Origin of the sequence: Flavobacterium sp. ENC (genome assembly GCF_020991415.1) — a bacterium.
In the GTDB taxonomy this organism is placed as follows: Bacteria; Bacteroidota; Bacteroidia; order Flavobacteriales; family Flavobacteriaceae; genus Flavobacterium.
The window spans coordinates 649,093-675,185 of the sequence record NZ_JAJMOY010000003.1 but is presented as its reverse complement, the minus strand read 5'-3'; the positions used below and the strand labels follow the sequence as shown (position 1 = coordinate 675,185).

The 26,093-nt window shown below is 37.0% G+C and carries 11 protein-coding genes and 1 pseudogene; 1 reads left to right on the top strand and 11 read right to left on the bottom strand.

Translation table 11 applies throughout. From position 1 onward, the window contains the following. Positions 1 to 1,777 (bottom strand): annotated as a pseudogene (locus LPB89_RS11535) (DUF11 domain-containing protein); the annotation flags it as partial. Between the two features lie 924 nt (positions 1,778 to 2,701). On the opposite strand from LPB89_RS11535, the gene LPB89_RS11530 reads away from it, so the two are divergent. Continuing rightward, positions 2,702 to 4,291, top strand: coding sequence for a helix-turn-helix domain-containing protein (locus LPB89_RS11530; protein ID WP_230701945.1), 1,590 nt, complete (start codon positions 2,702 to 2,704; stop codon positions 4,289 to 4,291). Positions 4,292 to 4,393: 102 nt separating this feature from the next. Here the strand turns inward: LPB89_RS11530 and LPB89_RS11525 are convergent, their stop codons facing one another. From LPB89_RS11525 to LPB89_RS11480, 10 genes are all read right to left on the bottom strand, one after another. Beyond that, the gene (locus tag LPB89_RS11525) at positions 4,394 to 6,871 is read right to left on the bottom strand and encodes a TIM-barrel domain-containing protein (RefSeq protein WP_230701944.1); all 2,478 of its coding nucleotides are present in this window, start codon (positions 6,869 to 6,871) and stop codon (positions 4,394 to 4,396) included. Positions 6,872 to 7,081: 210 nt separating this feature from the next. Then, positions 7,082 to 9,016 (bottom strand): family 43 glycosylhydrolase, encoded by a 1,935-nt coding sequence (locus LPB89_RS11520; protein ID WP_230701943.1) that lies wholly within the window; start codon positions 9,014 to 9,016, stop codon positions 7,082 to 7,084. Positions 9,017 to 9,076: 60 nt separating this feature from the next. Continuing rightward, entirely contained in the window at positions 9,077 to 11,623 is a 2,547-nt protein-coding gene (locus tag LPB89_RS11515) for an alpha-L-arabinofuranosidase C-terminal domain-containing protein (protein ID WP_230701942.1), read from the bottom strand. Then, a complete protein-coding gene (locus LPB89_RS11510; RefSeq protein WP_230701941.1) occupies positions 11,623 to 12,990 on the bottom strand; it encodes a glycoside hydrolase family 27 protein in 1,368 nt (455 codons plus the stop codon). The genes LPB89_RS11515 and LPB89_RS11510 overlap by 1 nt, the downstream gene beginning before the upstream one ends. A gap of 141 nt (positions 12,991 to 13,131) precedes the next feature. Continuing rightward, complete coding sequence (locus tag LPB89_RS11505) at positions 13,132 to 15,552, bottom strand: sugar-binding domain-containing protein (protein ID WP_230701940.1); 2,421 nt, start codon at positions 15,550 to 15,552, stop codon at positions 13,132 to 13,134. A 149-nt stretch (positions 15,553 to 15,701) separates the two neighbouring features. Beyond that, a complete protein-coding gene (locus LPB89_RS11500) occupies positions 15,702 to 17,288 on the bottom strand; it encodes a glycoside hydrolase (protein ID WP_230701939.1) in 1,587 nt (528 codons plus the stop codon). A gap of 586 nt (positions 17,289 to 17,874) precedes the next feature. Then, a complete protein-coding gene (locus LPB89_RS11495; protein WP_230701938.1) occupies positions 17,875 to 19,512 on the bottom strand; it encodes a glycoside hydrolase in 1,638 nt (545 codons plus the stop codon). 2 nt (positions 19,513 to 19,514) lie between these two features. Continuing rightward, on the bottom strand, positions 19,515 to 21,116 hold the full coding sequence (locus LPB89_RS11490) for a RagB/SusD family nutrient uptake outer membrane protein (RefSeq protein WP_230701937.1): 1,602 nt from the start codon (positions 21,114 to 21,116) through the stop codon (positions 19,515 to 19,517). Positions 21,117 to 21,126: 10 nt separating this feature from the next. After that, positions 21,127 to 24,159 (bottom strand): TonB-dependent receptor, encoded by a 3,033-nt coding sequence (locus tag LPB89_RS11485; RefSeq protein WP_230701936.1) that lies wholly within the window; start codon positions 24,157 to 24,159, stop codon positions 21,127 to 21,129. A gap of 46 nt (positions 24,160 to 24,205) precedes the next feature. Next, a complete protein-coding gene (locus LPB89_RS11480; RefSeq protein ID WP_230701935.1) occupies positions 24,206 to 25,603 on the bottom strand; it encodes a DUF4625 domain-containing protein in 1,398 nt (465 codons plus the stop codon). Positions 25,604 to 26,093: the final 490 nt, after the last annotated feature.

Genomic DNA, 26,093 nt, shown 5'->3' with positions numbered 1-26,093 from the left:
CTGTATTGGCATAGTTTCCTGTAGCATTTACAGTAGCAGTAACTGTTAAGGTAGCGTTGGCTCCATTGTTTAAAGTACCAACGGTCCATAATCCTGTCCCGCTGTTAAATGTCCCAACACTTGGTGTAGCGCTAACAAAAGTATAGCCATTCGGCAGTACATCTGTAACTTCAACCCCTGCAGCATTGTTCGGTCCTGCATTGTCTGCAGTCAGAGTAAAAATGACGTTGCTCCCTATATTTGGAGTAAGATTATTAACTGTTTTGGTAATACCTACATTGGCTTGCAATATTGTTATTTGAGCAGTATTAGATATTATTGGACAAATTTTTCCACTATGAGAAACTACAGCTCTAAATTGATTGCCATTTTGAGCGGCAGTTGTATTGTTTACTGAAAGCGAAGCAGTAGTTGCTCCACTATATTGCCCTCCATTGCTTATATTGGTCCATGTCGAGCCACTGTTAGTGCTTATTTGCCACTGATAAACAAGGCCAGCATTTGCATTTGTTGCCGGTGGTATGGTATAATTAGCGGTACCTGCGTTAAATGTAGTAGTATTTATTCCGGTAGCACCTACTGTGAAACTGGTATTAGCTCCCGCATTTACAATTGAATTCGATGGCTGTGAGGTAATATTAAGTTGTGTGGCAACGGTTACATTGTTATAATTACCTGTATAAGATGCCGTGGTGACCTGACCTTCCGAACCTACTAAAGGCGTTCCTGTGCCATAAGTACCACCATCACCACCATCCGCAATTGCTGAATTATAATATTCGTTGGCATCTGTGCAACCATCATTATCAGAGTCTAAATCAAGATAATTGGATATTCCATCAGCATCAGAATCAACTATGGAATAATCGGAACAATAAATCAAACTTGTAATTCCAGTTGTAACAGTATTAGAATTGGTTCCTGTGAGGTTTTTATAAGATCGTATCTCAATTCGTGTAACCGCTCCCGTAATTGTAGTTGTAAATAGGTTCTGATCAACATCAGCACCACCCGCTGCAAGAGCATTTGTAACTTTTAATCCATTCCCCAAGTCACTAACGGTCCATGTACCTGCCGTTCCCAATGCAGGGCTAAAATTAGAAAGGTTAGAGGGATTTAAAGGAATTGGAGTAGCCCCGTTGAAGGCATAAATTTCGTAAGCATCGTCAGAATTCAATCCTGCTGAAATAAACTGAAAGTTATCCGTTTTATAGGGAAGTAGTAAAGTATACAATGCATAATTACTAGGATTTGCCACTGCACCCGTATTCGTTGTTCTGGTATTTATAGGTTGTAAATAAATATAGTCACCAACAGCCGAAAAGTTGTTTTTAATCTGAACACCTCCTACACGATTGACATTTCCAGATGTACCGCTGGCAGCACCCCACGTTGCAGTCCCAACTAAGGAGGCAGTAAAGTTTAATGTGCCGTAGGAAAGGTTGTCAATTGTAACTGGTGTCGTATTCTGCGCGGCATTGAACAGCGTATTTAAAGGATACGGTACGGTGTTCATACTTGTAGTTACAGAATTTGTACACGTAAAGCGACCCTCAACAATATCTGTAATTCCATCATTATCACTATCGGTATCACAACTGTTGGCAAATCCGTCTCCATCAGTATCCGGATTCGACCCTGATGGTGCACATTGTGCATTTGCTATAATTGATGTAAAGAAAAATAAAACTATAGTGGAAATAATTTTTGCATAATGCAACAAAAAGTCCAGTTCAGTGCGTTTATTTTCTTTCTTTTTTGAAGTAATGATTTTCATAGTTACTGCTTTAAGATTATAGTACTGGTATAAAAAATTGCATTTTGGTTATTCAAGGCATCTCGAACTCTTTCCCCAAAAAGAGAAGCAGTTCCGGTAGTTACCATACTATTAAAATCAACTATTGAAAAAAAGAATGAATTATAAAAAGATTTTTTTGCCGGACCTTCCTGTAAAACAGGAGCGGCAACTAAAGGTGTTTTCGAATAACTTTTATTCGCGCATATTAACAATATAAAACAGAGGAGAAATATATTTAATCTCAGCTTTACGGTGTTTGTTAAAATTTTCAAAAAAGTAAAGTTCATCATATAATTAAAATTTAAAAAAAGTATTTTTTAGTCATTCCTGGGATTAGTCCTACACATAAAATTTATGTGCTTTGTTTATCCGGATCTCATTTTTTTATAGTAGTGCAAAACTGATGAATCTCTCTTTAAAAAAGGATAAATATGTTTTACCTATTACGCAATAACTAAAATACGTATCTAAAAAATAAAACATAAACAACTGACAAACAATTAGTTATATTTATTTCAAATATTTTCAATTGTGACCTCATAAACTTCATTGTCAGGCAAAAAATCATTTATTTTTATTTTTAGAATTGCGATAAACAAATAACAGTTTCACAGATCGTATAATACCTGTTGAGTTTATAATTATATAGAGTAGAAACAATTGATATAATGAAAGAAAGAAGGAAATACAAATACAGTTTTTAAACTAGTTTTGAATAAAAATGCATATTTTTGTTTCTGTCAGGCAATAAACAGGAAATTTAGATTTTCAAAGAGAGTTCCTGAATATTTCCTGTACTATATTAAATTTCAGCAAATTAAAAAATCATATAGTCTATATGACTAATTAAAAAGAAACTATGGTAATTATAGTAGTATCTTAATTTATATTTATTCTTTTTATATGCGTTTAAAATCACTTATCCTCCTTGCAATAGCTATTCTTTCACATCAATTAAGTTATTGCCAAAATTCGAAATACGATCGTATTTTTTCAGAAACAGCCCAGATATTGCTTGCTTCAAATCCGAAAAAAGCTTTACAAAACACCGATTATCTTTACAGGATTTCAAATAATAATTTAGAACGCATTAAAGCCTGTATGCTAAAAGCGACTCTTCTGCGTCAGTATGGCTTACGTACTGAAGCCATTGCGTCTTTAAAAACTGCAGACAGCCTTGGGATAATTGACAAGAATTATACTATGCAGGCAAGAATAAATGGCTTCTTATCAACACTGTACAGAGAAAATGATATTTACAGTGTAGGGAAAATTCATTTACATAAAGCAGTTGCCGTAAGCAGAAAAATCGAGAATAAAAGTGAAATGTATAAATTTCAGGGAAATTTATCTCAGGAAATAGCCTACTATGAAATGTATGCTTTAAATTATTCAAAAGCAATTTCAAGTCTTAAAGCAGGAAATCAATTATTCAAAAAAGCCGGATCGAGTATTGATGTAAATTTTCAAACAGCCGTAAATGACGAACTTATTGCCAAAAATTACCTTTTAATGAAAAAGGTTGATTCCTCTTTAATTTATTATCAAAAAGCATCTAAAGAACTTGAAGTTTCTCAGTCCTCAAACAGCCCTTTGAAAGGTTTTCTTTATAACGGCTTTGGAAATGTATATGCTTCAACAGGCAATTATGATAAAGCGCTGCAGAATTACCAAAAAGCCGAGCAAATAGCTGAAGATTCAAATTTTTTCACACTTAAGCAGGAGGTATATACATCTTTATTGGATTTTTATAAAAAAACAGATAACAAAAAATACATCACTTATAATGAAAAGAATTTAAAGCTACATAAGGATGATGAATACAATCGTAAAATTATTGCAGATGATTTAATTAAAACACTTCATAAAAAACAGGCAGATAACCAGTCTAATTATCAGAAAAGTAAATATATGATTATTGGTATTTGTATTTTTATTGTTTTAATTACGATTGGAATCTACATCTTTAGACGAAAACAGGATTATAAAAAATTTAAAGATTTTATAGACAAAAGTGAAACAGCGCCTGCGAATGAAGAAGAAAATCCAGAAAAAAGCCAAAAAGAATATCCGGAAATAACATCTAAAAAAGAGATTTCAAAGGAATATATGTCAGAAGCGACTGAGATGAGTATTTTAAAAGGATTGCTCGATATTAAGAAGTCACATTATTACCTGAATAAAGATATATCCTTAAATTCTGTTGCAACAGAACTTAATATAAACCAGCGTTACTTATCGTATGTCATTAATAAACATAAATCAAAAGATTTTGCCAGTTACATAAATGAATTACGAATAAACTATATTATTGACCGATTAAAAAATGACGATACGTACTTAAAATATAAAATAAGTTATCTTGCCGATCAATCCGGTTTCTCATCACATAGCAGATTTACCATTACCTTTAAAAAAGTAACAGGTGTTTCACCATTGAACTTTATTACCTATCTGCAAAAAGAGCGTGAAGAAAATAAGAACATTAAGTAATACACTCAAATAGCTTTTTAGTTTTTTTATTATTGGAATCCAAATAAACAGGAGTGGTTTGCTTTGTTGTATTTCAGTAATTTCACTGCACAAAACTCAAAATTACATTTTTACTGAAATTGTATTTCCCGTGTAATCCACTACTTTACTAAATTTAGTTAGGTTTTGTTGATTTTCAGGATTTGCAGAAATTCTGACAACTTTAAACTGCCGTTGTTTGATCATTCCATCGAATTGTCCCTTTTGTTTTTCAATTGTTAAAACCTTCTTAGAATCGTTCCACTTGAATGTAATGTTCGTATATTTCCCTTTTTCGTAATTATAATTATCCCCTTCATCTTCATAAAGCGTAAATTCACCATCAGCTCCTTCATAAACTCTAATTTCAAGGTTGTCCCATTTCTTTTCATCAGCATATTGTACTTTGGGTCCAAAAGGAATAATACTGCCTGCCCTAATATATAATGGTATTTCATCAATACGGGTTTCCTTTTCAATTTCCTGTCCTCCCTTGTATTTATTATTGGTCCAGAAGTCGTACCACTGCGTTCCGGCTGGAAGATATATCTTTTTTGATTTTTTCTCGCTAAAGTCTATCCCGGGATTTTTAGCATTGTCCTTATTTTCTTTTTTGTCCCACCCTGTCTCTTCATTAGTTTTTACGATGACTTCAGGAGTATACTGAGCATTAACAACAGGGGCTACCAGTATGGACTGACCAAACAAATATTCATTGTTGATATCTTTGACTCTTTCATCATGATTAAAATCCATGACTAAAGCCCGCATCATGCTAGACTGTCCATTTGTCACTTTCCAGGCATTTGAATAAATATAGGGCAATAATGAATAACGCAAATGAATTGTTTTTTCAATAGCATCGTAGATGGTTTCTCCTTTTTGTCCAAACTGGTATATTTCTCGTGGTATGTCTGTACCGTGGGAACGCATCATGGGCGTAAATGCTCCAAACTGCAGCCATCTTAAGTATAGTTCCTGGTACGATGAATTTTTAGCCCCCGAACCGTTATTTCCATTTTTATTGTAGGCACCGGCAAAAAAACCGCCAATATCACTATTCCAGTATGGAATACCACATAAAGAAAAATTTAATCCCGCAGGAACTTGATTTCGGAGATTTTCCCAGGAAGAATTCACATCACCCGACCATGTATTAGCTCCATAACGCTGTTGCCCGGCAAAGGCCGAACGTGTTAAGATAAAAACCCTTTTTTCAGATGATTGTGCACGTTGATGGTCATAAACTCCTCCCACTGTCATTAATGGATAAGCATTTCTGACCTTTCTGAAGGATCCCAAAAATGTTTTATTGTCAAAGTCTTCCAGCTTAATATCTAAATGATCCGGTTCTGTAGAATCCATCCACCAGCCGTCAATACCTAAAGAAAATAAGCCTTTGTTAAGGTATTTCCAATAAATATCTCTTGCCTCAGGATTATAGGCATCATATACCTGTACCCCTGAAGGGAAGTTCATATCCGGCGGCCATATCTCTTTTGCTGATTGTGGCCAGGTCTGAAAGTCCATCAGCATATTTTTACTTTTCATCTCCTGAAATTGTGGTGTTTTCGGGCCAAAGGACGACCAGATTGAAATAAGCAGATGTGCATTCAAATTATGAATATCATCTATCATTTCCTGAGGTTTTGAAAATTCCGGATTTAAAAAACTCATCCCATTCCAGTGATAATTATCGCCCCAATATTGCCAATCCTGAATAATTCCGTCTAACGGAACTCCTAAATCACGATATTTTTTTACCACCTCAACGGTTTCGTTTTGGCTTTTATAACGCTCTTTACTTTGCCAGAAGCCAAAAGTCCATTTAGGAAACATCGGTACCTGCCCGGTTAAATCACGCATTTGGGCGATTACACCATCAGCATTGTTGCTCTTCATAAAATAATAATCTACCCCATCCCCTACTTCAGATTTAAAAGAAGTTGCTTCAGGAGTATCGCTAAAGTCGGTTGGTGAGTAATTATCCCAAAAAAGTCCATATCCTTTATCAGACTGAAAAAAGGTAACAAAATCCCAAGTGTTATTCTGTACCATGTGGATTTTTTGATTTCTTTGGGACATTTTCCCATTTTGGAGAATCCCCAATCCGTAAATTGACTCTTTTTTATCAAGAATAAAAGATTGTGCTACGCTGTTCGTCTGAATACCTGAATCATTAAAATCTGTAAAAAGTGCTTCTGAAGTTTTTTCACTTAACAATGGACTACCATTAATTGTTTTAAAAGTTATTGTTGCACTATTCAGATTCAAAATGGCTTCAATACTTGTGCTCTTCAAAGAAAGAATGCTATCTTTTTTATTAATGGTGAACTTTGTGTTTTCAGCAGCCTTTATAACCGACAGGCTTTTTTTATCAAATTTCTTTCCGACAGGATATTTTACAACCCGAATTATTTGAGAACTGTAAAACTGGATTTCTACAATGGCAGTTTTAGTGGATGCTTTTATCCCAAAATCTGTTTTTTCATAGGATTGAGCAAAGCCAGTCAGGCTGGTAAAAAATATTGTTGTGAATAAGAAATAAAATTTTAATGACATAATTTATAATTTTAATAAATATTTTTTCTTTCTATTTTTTTTATGCTTTTGCTTACACCAAACAATTGGAACAGCAATAAATGCTATTGATTTCCCTATAATTTAATGGAACTCCTTACTACAATTTTTACTTGTGGCCCATTAAATACAAATAGTCGGAATTGCAGCCTTTTAATATATCAGTGACAGCCTGCCATGGTAAACTTAAAACTACTTTAAACTTTCAACTCCCGTATGGGTAGGAATTACTTCTTTTATTGTTCCGTCCGGGTTGAATTCTAATTTATCAATGCAGACTTCACGATGAAAACCTCCGGCATCGCCCATTTTTATTCCGGTCGGATACGAAAATCTATGGTACACCAGATACCATTCGTCTTTGTCAGGAATTTGTACTACTGAATTATGTCCGGTAGCATAAATTCCAATATCAGGATTTCCCTGTATTACAATATTATTTTCCGGAATTTCAATTGGCCCTAATGGCGATTTTGAAGTTCCGTATCTTACTTTATAATTTGGACTTCTGGTATCATCTTCACTCCACATAAAATAGTAAGTCCCTTTTCTATAAATGACATAGGTGCCTTCACGGAAGGTATCATCAACTTTAATTACTTTAGTACTTCCTGATTTTATTGAAATCATATCAGCATTTAGTTCGGCTACAGCCATATAACCATTTCCCCAATACAAATAACTTTTACCCGTTTTTGGATCTGTAAAAACATCCGGATCAATTTCCTGTCCTCCTTTTATCCCCTCTGGCCTTGTACTTACTAATGCTTTACCGCTATCCTTAAAAGGTCCGGCCGGATGGTCTGACGAAGCAACACCTATTTTTTGAGCTGCCGTAAAATAGTAGAAATACTTGTATTTCCCTTTTATTTTTTTCTCTACAATACAAGGCGCCCAGGCATTTCTGTTGGCCCAGCTCACATCTTTTCTCAGATCAAGAATAATTCCTTCCTCCTTCCAATCCGTTAAATTATCTGATGAAAAAGTTTTAAAATAATTTCCTGACCATCCGTCAAACCCATCACTTGTTGGATAGATATAATATTTCTTTGTTTTATTTGAATATAAAATTTCAGGATCAGCGTAATAACCTTCTAAAACCGGATTATTATTTATTTTTGGGAATTTCTCCGGCATTCCCCATTTCGCAATAAGCCTTTTCAATTCAGAACGCGTTATTGGCAGGATAGTTCCGTGACGCGGGTTAAAATCCATTGAAATGTCGTTATCAATAACGGTGAAATGCTCCAGATCTTTAGTTTTCGTAAACTGATATTTCCCTTTAGTGTAAACATCGTACATCAGGATATATTCATCGGAATTGTTGAGTTTGAAAACGCCTGAACCTTCAACACCATCATTGGTTTGTTGCAGATAATTGTCGTTTTCAATCCATTTTCCTGAAGTTAAATCGGTTGTTGTTGCTACTTTTATTCCTGCTTTCTCTGTTTCAGTTTTGTAAAAAAGATGGTAAATTCCATCTTTTTCGATAATATCCCCGTCAATACAAGCCCGCTCTGATTTTGGAACAAATAACAATTTTGGAGCACTTTCCAAAGCGGTGAAATCTTTATTCGCATACCCATAATAAATCTTATCGGGTCCTCCGGCATATTGCAAACTGAAATAAACCAGGTATTTTCCTGCTTTCGCATCATAAATAGTTTGCGGTGCCCAGACACGTTTCAGGTTTTCATTTCCGGGAAAAGCAGTCTGAATATTAACGACGCTGCTTTTCCATTTTACAAGATCGGTACTTTTAAGCAAAATCATCGCCCGATTACTGTCCCAGCCTTTTGATGAAGTCATATCGGTCAAAACCATATAAAATGTTTTGCCATCTTCCCCTCGTAAAATATGTGGATCACGAACGCCTCCGGTTGAACTAATCGCTTTACTGTCGATGACCGATTTATTATTATTTAAGTGATAATAATGATAACCATCGGCACTTATGGCGTACCTAACCGCTTCTTCTTCAACAGAATTCCCGGTGAAATAAACGAATAAATAGGCGGTCAAATCTTTATCAGCAATAACAGGCGGAGTTCCTTTTGTAGTATCCTGCGCTTGTAAGCAATTAAAAATCATTACAAATAATACAAGGCTAAAATATGTTTTTTTCATTATGCATGCTGTTTATTATGGTTTCCATCTTTCAAAATATAATTTTAAATAGTTGAAAAATTATTTGGTTTTAATACGAATTACAGTAAATGAATAAGGAGGCAATTCTTTTGAAAATGCTTCTGTTACTGTTATAGTTTGGGAAATAGGTCTGACAGTTGTGCTCTCGGGACTTCCTGAAAATGTAGTGTAATTTGCTTTTTCAGTCGTCGTTACATTCGATACATCAATTGATGGAATTACCGCAACCGGAAGCATATTGACCAGCTTTACAATCAAATCTCCTGAAGCATTATCCTGAACCACTGACACACCAATTCGTTTATGAACTTCATTAGTAGTATCTGATAGTTTTATTTTACGCTGCAAATAAATATCGCCCGGATTTTGGCCGTACAATTTCTGTACAAAATAATTTACTGTGGGTTTTACTTCATTTCCTGTAAAATAAATCAAATCCGGATTCCATTGCGTGTGTTTCTCACGAGCTAATAAAGGCGCATAAGAAGCCATTGTAACTACATCGCCATTTCGTTCAATCGCTGTAAGATAAAGTGCCTCGGCTAAAGCGTTGTAAAATTTATTGCCACGGGACGCATATTCTCCCAAATACACTTTTGATTCAGAGCGGTCGTAGCGGTCATAAAAATCCTGATTATTAATAAACCAGCCCGGACTCTGATAATAATGTTCGTCTACCACCGGAAGTTTTAAATCATTGGCAATTGCCCATCCTTCGTTATAATCTGTACCTTCAAAAAAGGGTCCTACAGTGCCTATAATGATAATTTCCGGATATTTTTTCTGCACGGCTTTCACAATCATTCGATAACGTTCTTCAAAAACATCACTAATCAAATCTTCATTACCAATACCAACATATTTTAAATTAAAAGGTTTAGGATGCCCTGCTTCAGCACGTTTTTTGCCCCAAACACTTGTCACGGGTCCGTTGGCATATTCAATTAAATCCAGAACATCCTGCACGTATTCATCCATGTCTTCCATCGGAATACCAAATTGTTGTCCGGCACCTCCGTCAGATGAATTTTGACAAGGAACTCCCGCTGCTAAAACCGGAACAGGAAGCGCACCTAAATCTTCACAAAACTGAAAATATTCAAAATATCCTAATCCAACAGATTGGTGATACCCCCAAATATTACGCATTGGAGTTCGGCTTTCTAAAGGCCCGATCGTGTTTTTCCAACGGTAAATATTTCCTATTCCATCGCCGTGAGCGACACAGCCACCGGGAAAACGCACAAACTTCGGATGCATATCGGCAATGGTTTCAGCCAAATCAGCACGAAGTCCGTTTTTATGATTTTTGAACGTTTTCTGAGGAAAAAGAGATACCATATCAATGGCAACTTCTCCATCAGAACTAATTTCTAAATGCGCATCGCTTAGCGTTTTTGATACTTTTAGCACTACGGTAATTTTTTTCCACGAAGGATTTGGTTTTAGTGTGGCTTGCGCCAAAGTTTCTCCTCCGGACCCAACTAGTTTTACCGTAAATTTTGCTCCTTTTGCAAAAACACTAAAATCGTATTTTTCATTCGCTTTAAGCGGAATTCCGTCAAAACCGGAATTGCTGATGGTACTCTTTGTAAGTACGGCATAATGTGAATTATTAGGGTGAACCGGATTTTCCTTTTCGACCTTAAAATTTCCGCCCCAGGCCATTGTTTCATTCCAGTTTTTATCGCTGCCTTTTTTATCGTGCAGCGAATATTCAAAATCACGATTCTGGATCAATTCAGCATATAAACCACCATCTGCAGCGTAATTAATATCTTCAAAAAATATTCCGGTAAGCATATTGCTTATTTTTTTAGAATCTTTTCCGTCAATGCTAATTTGAGCTGTTACGGGTTTCAGGCCAACAAACAGCAAACTATCACTTTTAGGTGAAGTGTTGTCTTGCTTGTCTCTAAACTTTGATGATTCCATGTTTTTAATCAACGAATCGATTAAATTCCAGTCGACCGAAGTAATGGTTCCTTTTTGGGTTTCTCCCAGTACTGTAATTTCACTAAATTGAGGACCGTTATTGTCTTCAGTTATTGCTTTAGAATAGGTTTTAAAATCTTTGGTAACACTCGTATAATTAGTGTTATCTGCCTTCCAGTGAATGGCATACGCTCCTTCTTTTTTGCTTACTTTTATATTTTGAATAATTGATTTTCCCGATTCTTTTTTCGTCACATTTTTCATTGCCTGAATGTAACTTTGTCTTGTCCAGTTTATCAAATCTTTACTTGAAGCAGCTGCAAAAACATCATCCTGCACTCCCCAGAAACAATGAAAAATTCCGTTATCGTCCTGAATTAAAAAAGCTTCGGCCATTGATTTACCCGTTGGTCCCCAACTCCCGTAATCTGATTTCAAAAAAGGATATTCAGGACCTATACCAAACCAGTTTTTCTGATCTGTACTCCAGGCAAAATGAAGCCCGTTTCTTCCATTATCTTTTGATGTCGAGTACGCGAAAAGATACACCTTGTCCGGTTTGTCTTCTTTTGGTTTTAAACCAAATGCAAATGAAATAAAAACGGCAAAAAGTACAATCAGAATTCGATAAGACAGTAAAAACTTCTTCATTATTTTTTAGCTTTTAATTGAAAAAGCACTGAACTATGAGGTTTTAATTCTGCCGAAATTGCTGCAGTTGAAACTTTTGATTGAGCACCTGTCCAAAGATTTAAAACGGTAACATTTCCTGAAATTCCGAGATCTGATACATTTACCGAAATCGTTTCTGTCGCAGTATCCGAGATATTGAATAACGCCAGATAAACACTTCCGTCTTTAGGATTTTTCGAAGTCACAGCAATTTTTCCGTCTTTTTGAAAAAGTTGTTTTACTGCCGTGCTCTCCTTATGCATTTTCACTACCTCTTTGTTCGTTAATAATGATAAAGTAAAAGCATCGTTGCTCGGTAAATCTCCACCAAAAAACAAGGGCGATTTAAAAATATTGAAGAATGTAATTAAGGTATATTGCTCGTCTTTTGTTAAGCGCGTCATTCTGTCTTCGCCACGTTCTCCCCTGAGTGAGATACGGCCTAATGGGATCATATCGCAGTCCGGCCAGGTTCCCGGAGCAATGTAGGGATACCATTTTTCGCTTACTTTCATTAAATGTGTAAGGTGTGGCCAGGTGTCCCAAACGTCATCGACCATTCTCCACATATTGGCATGTTCAGTTACGTGTGGGGCAGCTTCAATTGGAGTTTCTCCCGGCGAAGTACTCAGTACAATTTTACGTCCGCATTTGTCAATTGCCTTTCTGATTAAGTTAATCTCACCTTCGTGATACGGTCTTGATAAATCATCAATCTTAATAAAATCTACACCCCATTGTGCATAAAGCTCAAATATTGAATCGTAATATTCCTGTGCTCCCGGCTTATCAGCCAAAATCGTATAATTGTCTTTTAACCATTCGCATTGCAATGCCGTAGTATAGATTTGATCTGCTGTAATTCCGTTTGTTCCTTTAATTGGCAGTTTGTCTTCAACTGCTTTTTTAGGAATTCCGCGCATGATATGAATTCCAAATTTCAATCCTTTTTTGTGGATATAATCTGCTAAAGGTTTAAAACCATGTCCGTCTTTTGCCGTTGGAAAACGATTTAAAGCGGGCTGATATCTTCCGTACTGATCGATTACATAACGTGGATCTGTCTGATTATAGCCTCCTGCTTTGTCATTCTCAACAAACCATCTGATGTCCACCACAATATATTCCCAACCGAATTTTTTCAGGTTTTTCACCATATAATCGGCGTTGGCTTTTACTTCGTGTTCTTCAACAGTCGAACCATAACAATCCCAACTGTTCCAACCCATTGGCGGTGTTTGTGCCCATTGTTTAAACTCTGAATTTTTCACTTTTTTAGTTTGAGCACTTGCAGCCGATACTAAAACAACACCTAAAACCAGAGCAATTCTGTTTTTTATTTTCATCTTAATTTAAATAAATGTAAATATAACACTTTAAATATAGTGTTTTTTTATTACAAACAATTAACCCGCCGGCAAAACCAAAAATGCTGACAGGTTAATTGACAATTTAAAAAACTACTAATTTATGATCTAAGGAAAAACTTATTTTGTATTAATGGTAACCTCAGTCGGTCTTAACCACTGACTGGTAAAAGTAACTTTGATCGGTTGTGCTTCACCGGTTGCCTGAATATAGGCTGCAATATGCCCGTGAAATGCTCTCTGAACATTATCTGTATAATCGGTCATGTCGCTGTTATTTCCGGCCTCGAGTCCTAATAAAATCCCAGGCCCGTTAATTGTACAAGTCACTTCATTGTCTGAAAGCATCACCGGCAGACCATTTTGATCCTTGATCTGAACCATTATTTTGGCAACTCCTTTCTCTTTATTGATCGTGATATTGGTATCGGCAATTGTTAATTCAAAAGGCTGCTGTGTAGCATTAATAGCATATCTGCTCACTTCTTTGTCGTCACTGCTTAAACCAATTGCTTCTAATTTCCCGGGAGCATAAGGAATATCCCAATACATAATTCCCGTTTTTTCGTCGTATTGTTTTACGCCACCCACTATTTTTCCGTTTAATTCCAGACGTGCTTTCTGAGCATTTGTATAACACACCACACGAATATTTTCTCCTTCTTTGTAATTCCAAATGGCCCAGGCATCTTTAGAAATATCTTTTTCATTTTTCAACGGATAAGTTCCTATATAAACCATTGGTTTATCTGACCATAATGACTGACGGAAATATCCTCTTGGCTTTATAACCCCTGCAAAATCCACTAATCCTGAGTAAAATCCTCTTGAAGGCCATCTTCCGGATTCTCCTAAATAATCAATTCCTGTCCATAAAAACTGCCCAAAAATATGTTTGTTATTTTTTACCGCCAGCCAGGGTTCCATATCATGAACATTTTCACTTCCAAAAATTACCCGGTTTGGATATTTTTCATGATCCGATTGGTATTTACTTTCCGTATAATTGTATCCTGTAATATCCAAAGCGCCGGGATATTCTGTTTCGTTAGACATTGCAACACCTGCTAATCCAGCCGTTACAGGACGGGATTTATCGTATTTTTTTACTGCTCCCACCAAACGTTTTGCAATTACTCCAAGACGCATGGCATCCGGTGCCTCCTTTTTATAACCTCCGTAAGCTGCTTGTCCGAAACCGTCTTTCCCCTTATCCAAAACCGGATGAGAATAAGGATCATTAGGATAATCCACTTCATTACCAATACTCCATGCAAAAACTGAAAGGTGATTTCTGTCACGACGAACAAAATCTTCAAGATCTTTTTCTCCGTATTCAGCAAAAATATCAAACGTTCCTTCAAATCCAGGAGTTCCGTAATTCCAGCCTTCCAGCCATTTACGTTTTGGAAATTCCCATTCGTCATAGGCTTCATTTAAAACCAATAATCCTAATTCATCACAAAGCTCATAAAAAACCGGGGCTTGCGGATTATGACTTGTACGTATGGCATTTACGCCAATTTCTTTCAGTGTTTTGAGTCTTGTTTCCCAAACTTCCCTTGGAACGGCCGAACCCAAAACTCCGGCATCGTGATGCAGGCAGACTCCTTTCATTTTCATCCATTTCCCGTTTAATGCAAAACCATTATTTGGGTCAAATGTGAATGTTCTGAAACCTGTTTTTGTAACTGTTTCATCGATTTGTTTTCCGTCTTTTAAAACAGTGGTTTTAAGCTGATACAAATTCGGGTTTTCCAAATCCCATAATTGAGGATTCTTTACGTTTATTTTAGCCGAGATTTTTCCGGTTTTGTTTGCCGCAACTTCCACTTTAGAAGCTGTTTTTGCAGCTGATTTTCCATCTTTTGCAATTAACTCATTAATTACTGTAATGTTTGATTTTGTTGAAGCGCCATTTTCAACCTCAACTTCAACATTTAAAGTGCCATTTCCATTTTTCACTTCCGGATAAGCGTAAACTCCCCATTGTGCAATATGAACCGGATTTGCATAAACTAACCAGACATTTCTGTAAATTCCTGAACCTGTGTACCATCTTGAATCGGCACTCTGGCTATGATCGACACGAACTGAAATCGTATTTTCTGCTCCGTATTTTATAAAAGGAGTTGCATCATAAGCAAAAGAAATATATCCATTTGGGCGTTTTCCCAAAGAATGTCCGTTGATAAAAACTTCACTTCTGTTGTAAACACCTTCAAAATACAAATAGACTTTCTCCCCTGTTTTACTTTGAGGAATATTGATTGATTTTCGGTACCAGCCTATTCCGCCCGGCAAATAACCGGTACAACTTGCTAAAGTCGGACTTAATTGTCCTTTTACACTCCAATCGTGAGGAACATTTACCGATTGCCATTTGGTATCATCATACGTTGTTTTTTGAGCGTCCGGAGTGTCCTGAAGATTGAATTTCCAGTTGTCATTGATTTTTTTTGAATCTCCAAATGATATCTGACTGAATGCAGACAAACACGAAAAGAGAAATACGGGTAATAAGATCTTTTTTGTAAACATTTCTTTAAGGTTCTAAGCTTTTATTATTTTTTTGTTGTTATTTTTTTGTTTCAGGTTTCAGGTTTCAGGTTTTTAGTCGCAGTCGCAGTTTTCAGTTTTCAAAATGTGACTGAAAACTGTGACTGAAAACTGAAAACTGCGACTAAATACTAAAACTCTAACTCCCCCACAAACGTTACAATTGATTTTGCAGGGATTTCGAGGTTGTCCATTTTCTGAATGTCAGCTCTTTTTAAATTAGACGTATCCGAGGTAATGTAAGGTGTAAGTTCATTCCTTTTTACAGTTCCTCTTGATAAGTCAAACTTATATTTCTGATCCGATTTTCCACAGTTTACAGCCACAATGATCAGTTTTTTGTTTTCGGCATCTTTATAAGCTGTCAGCATCACATCGTTTGCTGCATCCAATTCGTTTTGGTCCGGAATATCCACTCTAAGCATTCCCGGGCGTACAAATAAAGAGTAGTTTCCTAGTGCCCAAAGCAATTTCGAATCATGAAATTCGCCATCCTTTCTCACATAATCCGGAGCTGTTCCTCCAGTACTTTTTCCGTCATCGAGATAAATCAGACCGTCTTTATAATCAACACGGGTGATAGCGGTCCACCATTGCCAGGAAGCGGCATTTGCAACAGCAATATCATTATGAATTAAACGCGCCACAAATAAAGCTGTCTGCATTCCCAAATCCCGTCCTCCGCCTGAACCTCCCGGAATTTCAGCTTCACCCGGATTTTCTAAAATGCAATACTCCGATTGCCAGTATTTTAATCCCGGGGTTTGCCTGATGTTTGCCGCTATTAATTTTCGGCTTAAAACCTGTCGTTCCATTGGCCAGGTTGTAAAATAACTATGCCCTGAAATGGCATTTTTTACATTGGGGAATTTTGAAATATTAGTTTTTGTTTTTCCGAAGAAATACTCCATTTGATTGTCGCGGTTTTCTGCATTTACATTTCCATATAAATAATCAATTTGCGCAGCCTCGGCAATCACAATTTCTGTACTCATTTTTTTAGCATTGAGTTTTTCAGAAAGTGATTTCGTTACATCATAAATTTCCTGATTGGTTGCCGGTGTTCCTTCCTGACTATTTGTATCGCCTTGTTTTGGCATCCACTCCCACTGCGGCTCGTTTATCGGACTTACGTAATCGAATTTTATTCCCTCTTTTTTCTCCAAACCCTGAATACTTTGAACTAAGAAATCGGCAAATTTTGGAATTGCTCCACTTTTTAGATTCAGTTTATTCTTCTGAGAGGCAAAAGACAATCCGTTATTTGTCATATAAACCGGAGGGCTGTTTGTGAAAATCAGAAATTTTTCAACCCCGCGTTTTTTGGCTGCCTGTAAAAACCATCTTTGCCCTTCCTGTTTCGAAAAATCGTAAGTTCCGTCAGCTTGCAGAAAAGATTCACTTCTTCTCCATTCGTCTGAAACTTTACTTTTTTCGCCTTGTTCGGCACTTCCTGCACCAAGATTAAACCTCCAGATCGAAAGCCCGATTCCTTTTGGATTTCCCTGTGCATCAATTTCTTTACTAAATAGCAAATCGGCAATAGCATTCCTTTTTTGTTCCGGCCAGTTCTTTCCGATAAACTGGCATCTCCAGGCATCAGAAGCTCCGAAACCGTCTATGGTTTGTACAACATTATCCGTGCTAATGGTAACGGCCCGCTGTCCAAAAGACAGCGAGCTCACGACCAGTAAAAGTGATAGAGATACTATTCTCATTATTTTATTATTTTTTTGTATTTAAATAATCATTCCGCAATCTTGTCATTTCGACAGAGGAGAAATCTTCGCAAGTAGTACTACAAAGATTGTCGTTCCTGATTGCAGAGTTACTTACGTGTCCTTCGACTTCGCTCAGGATGACAATGCTCTGCGGTTATAATCGCAATTTTGTCATTTCGACGGAGGAGAAATCTTCGCAAGTAGTACTACAAAGATTGTCGTTCCTGATTGTAGAGTTACTTACGTGTCCTTCGACTTCGCTCAGGATGACAATGCTCTGCGGTTATAATCGCAATTTGTCATTTCGACGGAGGAGAAATCACACTAGGAACTCTACAAAAGAATTCGTTAATCATTGTCGAATACTGGATGTGATTTCTCCCTTTGGTCGAAATGACAAACCTTGTCGGGCTACTTGTTTCCTTCGACTTCGCTCAGGATGACAATATTATGGTTATTACTGCGGTTACAACCTTTGTCAAAGTTTAAAATTTTGACAAAGGTCTTTACGGTTAATCACAATAACTTTTTAGGCATATAACAAAAACCTTAGTCCCTTAGCAGCTTAGCCCCTTAGAACCTCTTATTTATATGTTCCAACATACGTCACAATTGACTTAGCCGGAATTTCAAAATTAGTAGCATCAACTGCTGCCCCTTTTTTCAGACTCAGCGTTTCAGAAGTCGTATAAGGCGTAAATTTATTGTCTGCCAAAGTTCCTCCTGTAAGATTCAACTTGTATGTTTTTGCCAATTTGCTGATATTCACTGCTACCACAACCAGTTTTTTAGTTGTCGCGTCTTTGTATGCCGTCACCATTACATCATTTACGGAAGCGGCATTATCTACAGTCGGAATCTGCACTCTTACCATTCCCGGTTTTACGAAGAATGAGAAGTTTCCTAAAGCCCAAAGTATTTTGGCGTCTCTAATATAACCATCGTTTTTGCAATAATCAGCATTTCCCGCTCCTTTGCTGGAACCATCATCAACGTGAATTAATCCGTCTTTATAATCGCCGCGACTAACCGCTGTCCACCACTGCCAGGAAGTAACACCTCCCACTGCAATATCTGTACTAATGATACGAGCCGTCCAAAGTGCGGTCTGAATTCCTAAATCTCTTCCCGGGCCTCCGCCACCTGGAAGTTCAGCTGTTCCCGGACTTTCTAAAACACAATATTCAGTTGACCAAACGCTTAATCCTGCCACTGATTGTGCTCTTGTTGCGGCAGATTGTCTGGAGTAAACCAACTCTGTCAAAGGCCACGCCTGCCAATAGCTGTGTGCTGAAATGGTTTTCTTTACATTGCTTAATCCTGCAATATTTTTAGCTGAATTCACACCAAAGAAATAATCAATCTGATTGGATCTGCTTTCTTTTCCTGAAATTGTTTTGTACAAAGGCTCATAGGAACCTCCTTCACCAACTACAATTTTAGCGTCTAATCCTTTTGATTGTAATTTTGGCGAAAGGATATTTACAAAACTGTAAATCGCAGCATTTGTAACCGGAGAACCTTCTTGTGCGGTTCCGTCCCACTCGTATTGCGGTTCGTTAAACGGGCTTACATAATCGATTGTTAAACCTTGTTCTGTTTTTAATTTATCTAAAGATGTTGCCCAAAAATCAGCTAAATCCGGCATTTTCCCATCTTTCAGATTATAATATTCTTTGATGGTTGCGTGTGCTTTTCCGTTTTGAGTTAAATAAACCGGAGCACTATTTGTGAACGCTAACAGCTTGTCAACACCACGTTCTCTGGCGGCTTTCATGAACCAAACCTGACCGGCCTGTTTGTTCATATTATAGGATACGCCATCTGTGGTGAAACATTCTGTACGTCTCCACTCGTCGCTAATATCACTGGCATCGCCTTGTTCTGTACTTCCTGCTCCAAGGTTAAAACGCCATAATGATAATCCAATTCCTTTTGGATTTCCATCAGCGTCAAATTCTCTGCTAAAAAGCAAATCAGCTATTTTATTTTTTTTATCCGAAGGCCAGTTTTTACCTATAAAATTACATTGCCAGGCATCAGAAGCTCCAAAACTTTCCATCGTTTGAAGGTTTGCATCGAGATTGATACTCAATTCGGCGATAGTAGATTCAGAATTTGAATTTTGATTGTTTTCAGAATCGCAGCTCACTAAAATAGAGTTTGCGAAAAGCAAGCCTGCGCACAGCAGACTTACTTTATTGTTGTTGATAAACTTCATAATTAGTAACCGGGATTTTGTGTAATTAAACCTCCACTTAAATCAATTTCCAGCTGTGGTATTGGCCACAATAGGTTTTTAGCCGGATTAAAATTGATTCCTTTGTCTTGTGGTTCTCTTAAGTTTGTAGTTTCATACGGATCTGCAGAATTCAGGTTGTACTTAACAAAAGTTCCGTTTGGTCCCATTAAACCTTCAATAACCGGTCTTCCTGTTGATGGATCTTTTTCACGACGAATGTCATATAAACGTAATCCTTCGAAAGCCAATTCAAGACGTCGTTCTTTATAGATTTGTTTTAAAAGTGTTGGTCCTGCCAACCCTGTTTTTGGATCTAATTTTACACGCGCTCTTAAAATATTGATATCTGCCAAAGCATCTCCGCCTGTATGATAAGTAGCTTCTGCTCTTGTCAAATACATTTCGGCCAAACGAATCAACGGAATATTCAATGGTAAATGCCCGTCTTTTTTGTCTAATGCACGACGTGTTGCTACCGGAATATAATATTTACGGCAGATACGTCCTGATTTATTATCGTTTAAACTGAATTTGTGCGTTGGGTTTAAAACCTCATCCCCATAAGCTGCTTCTCCCCATTTGGTGATGGTGCTTCTGCGACGGATTACATCATTTTCAGAAAGATAAGCGTTCTCTAAATCACTCGTTGGCATACACCATCCCCAACCATCAAGAACATCCTGAGCATCATTACTGGGAAAGTTTTTCTTATCCTCACCTCTTGCACCTGATAATGTTGGCAACATCGAACCTAAACTTTTGTCCTGAACTGATGATGATTGTGCTTCAAGAATCGATTCTACTCCGTTATGATTGTTTACATTCCAGATGTTTAAGAAATCACTTTCCAGAGCATAAGGTCCTTCTGCAATCACTTTGTTTGAATATTGTTTTGCTTCTGCCCATTTTTCCTGAAATAAAGATACACGGGCCAATAAAGCATACGCTGCCCATTTGTTTACTCTTCCTTCTCTGTTTACCGGAATGCTTTCTAATTTTGCAGCAGATTCTTTAAGATCGGCTTCAATTTGTGCATAAACAGCAGCAGCAGAACTGCGTTGTAATTTTAAATCGGCAGTACCGAGAGATTTTGTATATAACGGAACTCCTCCAAAAAGATTCACTAATTCGTAGTAACAATAAGCACGAACGAATAATGATTCTCCCATATATTGATTTCTTTGAGTTTCTGAAATTGGTGATGCGGCCATTTTCTCCAAACCAATATTAACCGATTGAATCGTGTAATAATGAGCGGTATAGGCACTGTTCATATCCCCCATATTATCAGGCGTAATAACGTATTGCGAAGACGGTCTGTGTGCACTGTTATCCTGCCCGGTGTTACCCATCCAGGCATCATCTGTAGCCATTTCGTTGGTCACTCTTGGCGCTACTAATGCATACCAATCATTAGGAATCAACAATCTTCGTGTTAATTCATTAACGTAATTCTCACATTCCTGTGCAGTTTGAAAGTAGTTCTCTAAGGTTTGCGTCCCTCTTTCTTCTTTTTCTATAAAATCACTGCATGAAACTGCCAGTAATGAAAAAGTTACTATTGCTATTATTATTTTTTTCATGTCGTTTTTATTAAAATGCTACATTAAGACCCATCAAAATTGTTGGCTGAACCGGATAATTCCATCCTCCAAAACCTGATCCTTTAACTCCATCATCCTGCTTAGGATCTCCACCTGCAACTTCAGGATCAACTCCGGTGTATTTTGTCCAGGTCCATAAATTTTGACCTGACAATGAGATTCTCAATTTGTCTAAACCAAATTTATTGTAGAATGAAAATCCAAGCTGAAGGTTTTTCATGCGCACATAAGAACCATCTTCTACATAAAAAGAAGAGAATTTAGTGTAGTTTTCGTTGTTATCGTCTTTAGACAAACGCGGAACATAATTTGAAGTTCCTTCGCCATGCCAGGCCATTTGCTCTAATCCATTAACTTTATTGGTTAAACTTGCACCGTTGTATAAGTCTGAAATGTTCTGATTTACAATATCGTTTCCTATACTTGAATAGAAATTTGCTACCAAATCAAATTGTTTGTAGGCAAAATTCAAATTCAAACCAACATTATAATCTGCCCAGGGAGAACCAATTTTAGTTCTGTCTTTATCGTCCAGTTTTCCATCGCCGTTTACATCTTTAAAACGAATATCCCCTAATTGTGCATACGGCTGTAATTTGGTTCCGTGTTCGTCTGTGTGCGCATTTAGTTCCGTTTGGTTCTGGAATAAACCATCGGCTACATATCCATAAAAATATCCCGGTTCTTCACCTTGCACCGTTAACGTTCTGTTTCCTGCTCCGTATAATCTTTCTCCGTTTGCAGATAATGACAACATTTTTACATTTACGGTGGTGAAAGTCACGTCAACTCCATACGTGAAATCTCCTTTTTTGTCTTTGTAAGAAACCAATAAATCAATTCCGCTGGATTGCATTGATCCCACATTTGTCCAGATTGTTGAATAATTTGGAAAACCACTGTAGGTTGGAAATTGTTTCTTAAACAACATATCTTCTGTTTTCTTCTGATAATATTCTAATGATCCGGATAGTTTGTTTTTCCATAATCCAAAATCAAGTCCAAAACTGATATCTTCAACCGTTTCCCATTTAATGTCTTTATTCGCCATTGATGACGGAAAAGAAGTATCTGTAACCACAGATCCGATAGGATAAAAACCTTGTCCTATGTTTGATTGATAAACGGCTGTTGGCAAGCCTTGATTACCTACTTTACCCCAACCTGCTCTAAATCTTAAATCGCTTAAAACATCTTTTGCAGACGACATAAATCCTTCATTTAAAATTCTCCAGGAAACGGAAGCCGAAGGGAAATTTGCCCATTTGTTATTGGTCATAAACTTTGAAGAACCATCACGTCTAAATGTTCCTGTGAAGTAATATTTACTGTCGTAGTTATAAGAAAAACGCGAAATATAAGACATCAGAGAACTTGACCAGCTGTTACCGCCACTGTTACGATTTTTGGTTGCTGCATTCAGCTCTCTCATTGCATCACTGTTGTTAGGAACACCTTCTCCGTATCCCCAAAGATCCTTGCCATTATACTCTTCCATAGTATTACCTACCATCAAAGACACATTGTGTTTGTCTGCAATTTTTTTAGAATAGGTAATTGTATTTTGCCATGTCCAGTCGACATTTGTTGTATTCCATCTTTCGATTGTATTAATCTCTGCTTTTTCATGTGCTGCATCGATAATGAAATCGGGGTTAAATCGGCTTCTTACCTTATCCCCAACTTCTATAGAAGCTTGTGTCCGAAACACTAATCCTTTGATTGGCGTGTATTGCAGGTACCCATTTGTGTTTAAATTGTACTGATCTGTATAATCGTCATAACGTTTTACAGCTGCAACGGGATTCCAAATGTATGATGGAGAACGTGCATAAATACTATATTCGTTTTCTAATCCTGTCAATTGATCTGCCGGTTTGTAGATTGACGTAATGGGATCGATTTTATCAAAATCTGACCAGTTTCCAGGTCCTCCGTAAGTTTCATAACGCGGGTTTAAAGTAACTCCTGCTGAGAATTTATCCGAGAATTTAAAATCATTATTGATTCTCATCGTAATTCTTTCCCATCCTCCGACTTCGTAAATAGATTCTGAGTTGTAATAGTTTAAACTAACAGAAAAAGTATGTTTTTCTGAACCTCCGCTAACTCCAAGAGAAGCATTGGTTACGGGTGAAGCTTTTCTAATTCCGGCATCCCACCAATCTGTAGTTTTTCCCCGGTATTGAGACGGATTAGGCAAATAATCAGCATAACCCGAATTATTATACGCTTTATTCATAATCGAAGCATAACTCTCGGCATTTGCCATATTGTAGGGATTATTCATAAGCTGCATACCGGAACTCGTGTCAAAACTGAATCTGGTTTTTCCAACTTTTCCTTTTTTAGTTGTAATCAGAATAACTCCATTAGAAGCACGGGAACCATAAATGGCACTTGCCGATGCATCTTTTAAAACCTCCATTGATTCAATCTCGTTATTACTCAGGAAATTGATACTTGTTCCCATCGGAATACCATCAACCACATAAAGCGGGTCTGTACTCAGGTTTACTGTCGAAATACCGCGAATTAAAACCCTGGGCTGTGCTCCGGGACCACCTTGCCCCGTAATCTGAACACCGGCCACTTTACCTTGTAATGATTCTGCTACATTACCAACGGTCATGGTTTGAAGCTCTTTTCCCTTTATGGAAGAAATCGAACTCGTTACATCGCTCTTTTTAACAGCCGCATAACCAACCACCACAATTTCATCCAAAGCCTGGCTGGATTCTTCCATAACCACCTCTAAAACTGTTTTATCTCCTACCGGTATAACTTTATTGGTAAAACCAACAAATGAGAATTCGATCTGAGCATTTTTATTAGGAACTGAGATAGAGAACTTTCCGTCAAAATCTGTTGCAGCAGTTGTTCCTGTTCCCTTCACAATTAGGTTAACTCCGGGAATTGGTATAGCACCCTTATCCTTAACAGTCCCTTTTATTGTTATTTGCCCAAATGTTGCTACACTGCACAACATGGCAATAAATAACCCTATAAATCTATATTTCATAGTAAGATTTTTTTTAATTAAATGTTATAACTAAACGTATAACAGCTTATTTTTTCGTGATAAAGACTCTTTCTAACTCGGTATCAAGTACAACTTTGTAAACCCCCGGAGCGGCAGGATATTTTGCATTTCCATTTTCTCCCGGCGACATTGTAGCAATACCATTTTTGATTAATCTCCAGGACGGACTCCACCACTGTCCTGTAAAAGTTGCTTCCACAGTTCCTGTCAAAGTATATTCGCCAAGTAATTGGTACGGGTTATTTGGGTTATTTGCCAAATGCAGTCCGGTTTGAACCCAGGCAGTCCAGGTGTCCCAGTCGGCACCCTGAATTCCTCCGCCGCAAACACTCACGAAAGGTCTTCTTTGCGCTTCTACATCGTGCCATAATCCATTGGCAACATCTGCCCAGACTTTGCTGGAAGGTGTATATTTAGTAACCGTATACACTAAGGTATTTGGATTTACTTTTATGCTGTAATATCCTTTTGACGGCAAAACAATTGGAGCGGATGCAACATCATCTGTCAAGTTTCCTGACTCATTCAGACCAAAACAATGTGGGGCAAAATCAGATTCCTGCCCTAAGAAATAAATTTCTTTATTGTCTTTGTCGGCATAATATTTAAATTCGAAGTCTTGTCCGTTTTTCTCGTGGAAATACATTGGAACGCCCACAGCATCCGTTGTAAGATTAGTACCTTTTGGCTGGTCACATAAATAAATCGCCGGATACTCATTTGTAGCCACAATATTTATATTTAAAGTTCCCGTGTTAGGAATTGCGAATTTATCTTTTGCCGTAATGGTTAAAACATAGTTAGCAGCAGTTACCGGTAAGGTATAGGTTTTATTAAAAGTATACGATTGAGGGCTGTTGGATAACTGAATCATATCATCGATACCCAATTCAGCACATTTTACCTGAACATAATCGATACCTGAATCATCGTTAACAACAAAATTTACGGGCATTTCTTTACTGGTAGACAAAAGAATAACGGCGCCTTCCTTAGGTGAAATCATGCTAATAGCAGGAGCTGCAAATTCTCCGTCTAAACGTAAATTAATATCTTCATCAATTGAATTTCCTGAAACGTCTGTTATTGTCAATTTGATTTTAAAAACTTCAGAAGTTCCTCTATTGGCCGGAATTTCGAAAAAATAACTCAAATCATACGTTTTAAGTAATGGATTTGTAGCAAACGTGATTACTTTATCAAGGGATAATTCAGGAATTTGAATTTGTACACTCTTTAATCCTAAATCATCTGCCAAAGTGGCTTTAATTTCAAATTTTCTGGTTGGTGCCCCATAAATTTCTTTTGTAGCAACAACAACCGTTGGGTTGTCTGAACTGGGAAATCCAGTTTCATTATTTTGACATCCTGTAAAAAGGACAGCAAAAAGGGCAAGAAAAAATAAAAATACATTTTTTTTCATTTCTTTAATTTTAAGGTTGGTTAGTTAGTTTTTATTCTAAAAGTGAAAGTTTGTAATGAATTCTATTGTTCCTTTTTAGGAGCAATGTCGATAGCGATCGTTTTTTGCGGGGAAAAAATCAGGACTATTAAAAATTGATTTTTCGGTTTTTCTCATAATTATTCAGGTTTGGTTAAATGTTAGTCTTTTTTATATTTTCCTGTTTACAATTCTCTTCTTATTTTTTTGTTTCGGTTCCGAATTTGTTTTGGGTTTGTAAACCCGCAGTTTTTAACCTGCGGGTGTAGTCACTAATACACAAAACCAACTTTTACATATTATCTTAAAGAAAGCTCAATTCTTTAAGCAGACAAAAACGTAACAAAAAGTAAAACTCATAATTTTATACAGTAATGCAGCTTAGCCATTACTATAAGTGCAAAGAAATGTTTAATTCACACTTTTAAGGAGGGGTAAAATGGAAAAAAAAGGAGGTCAAAACAGTAATTAA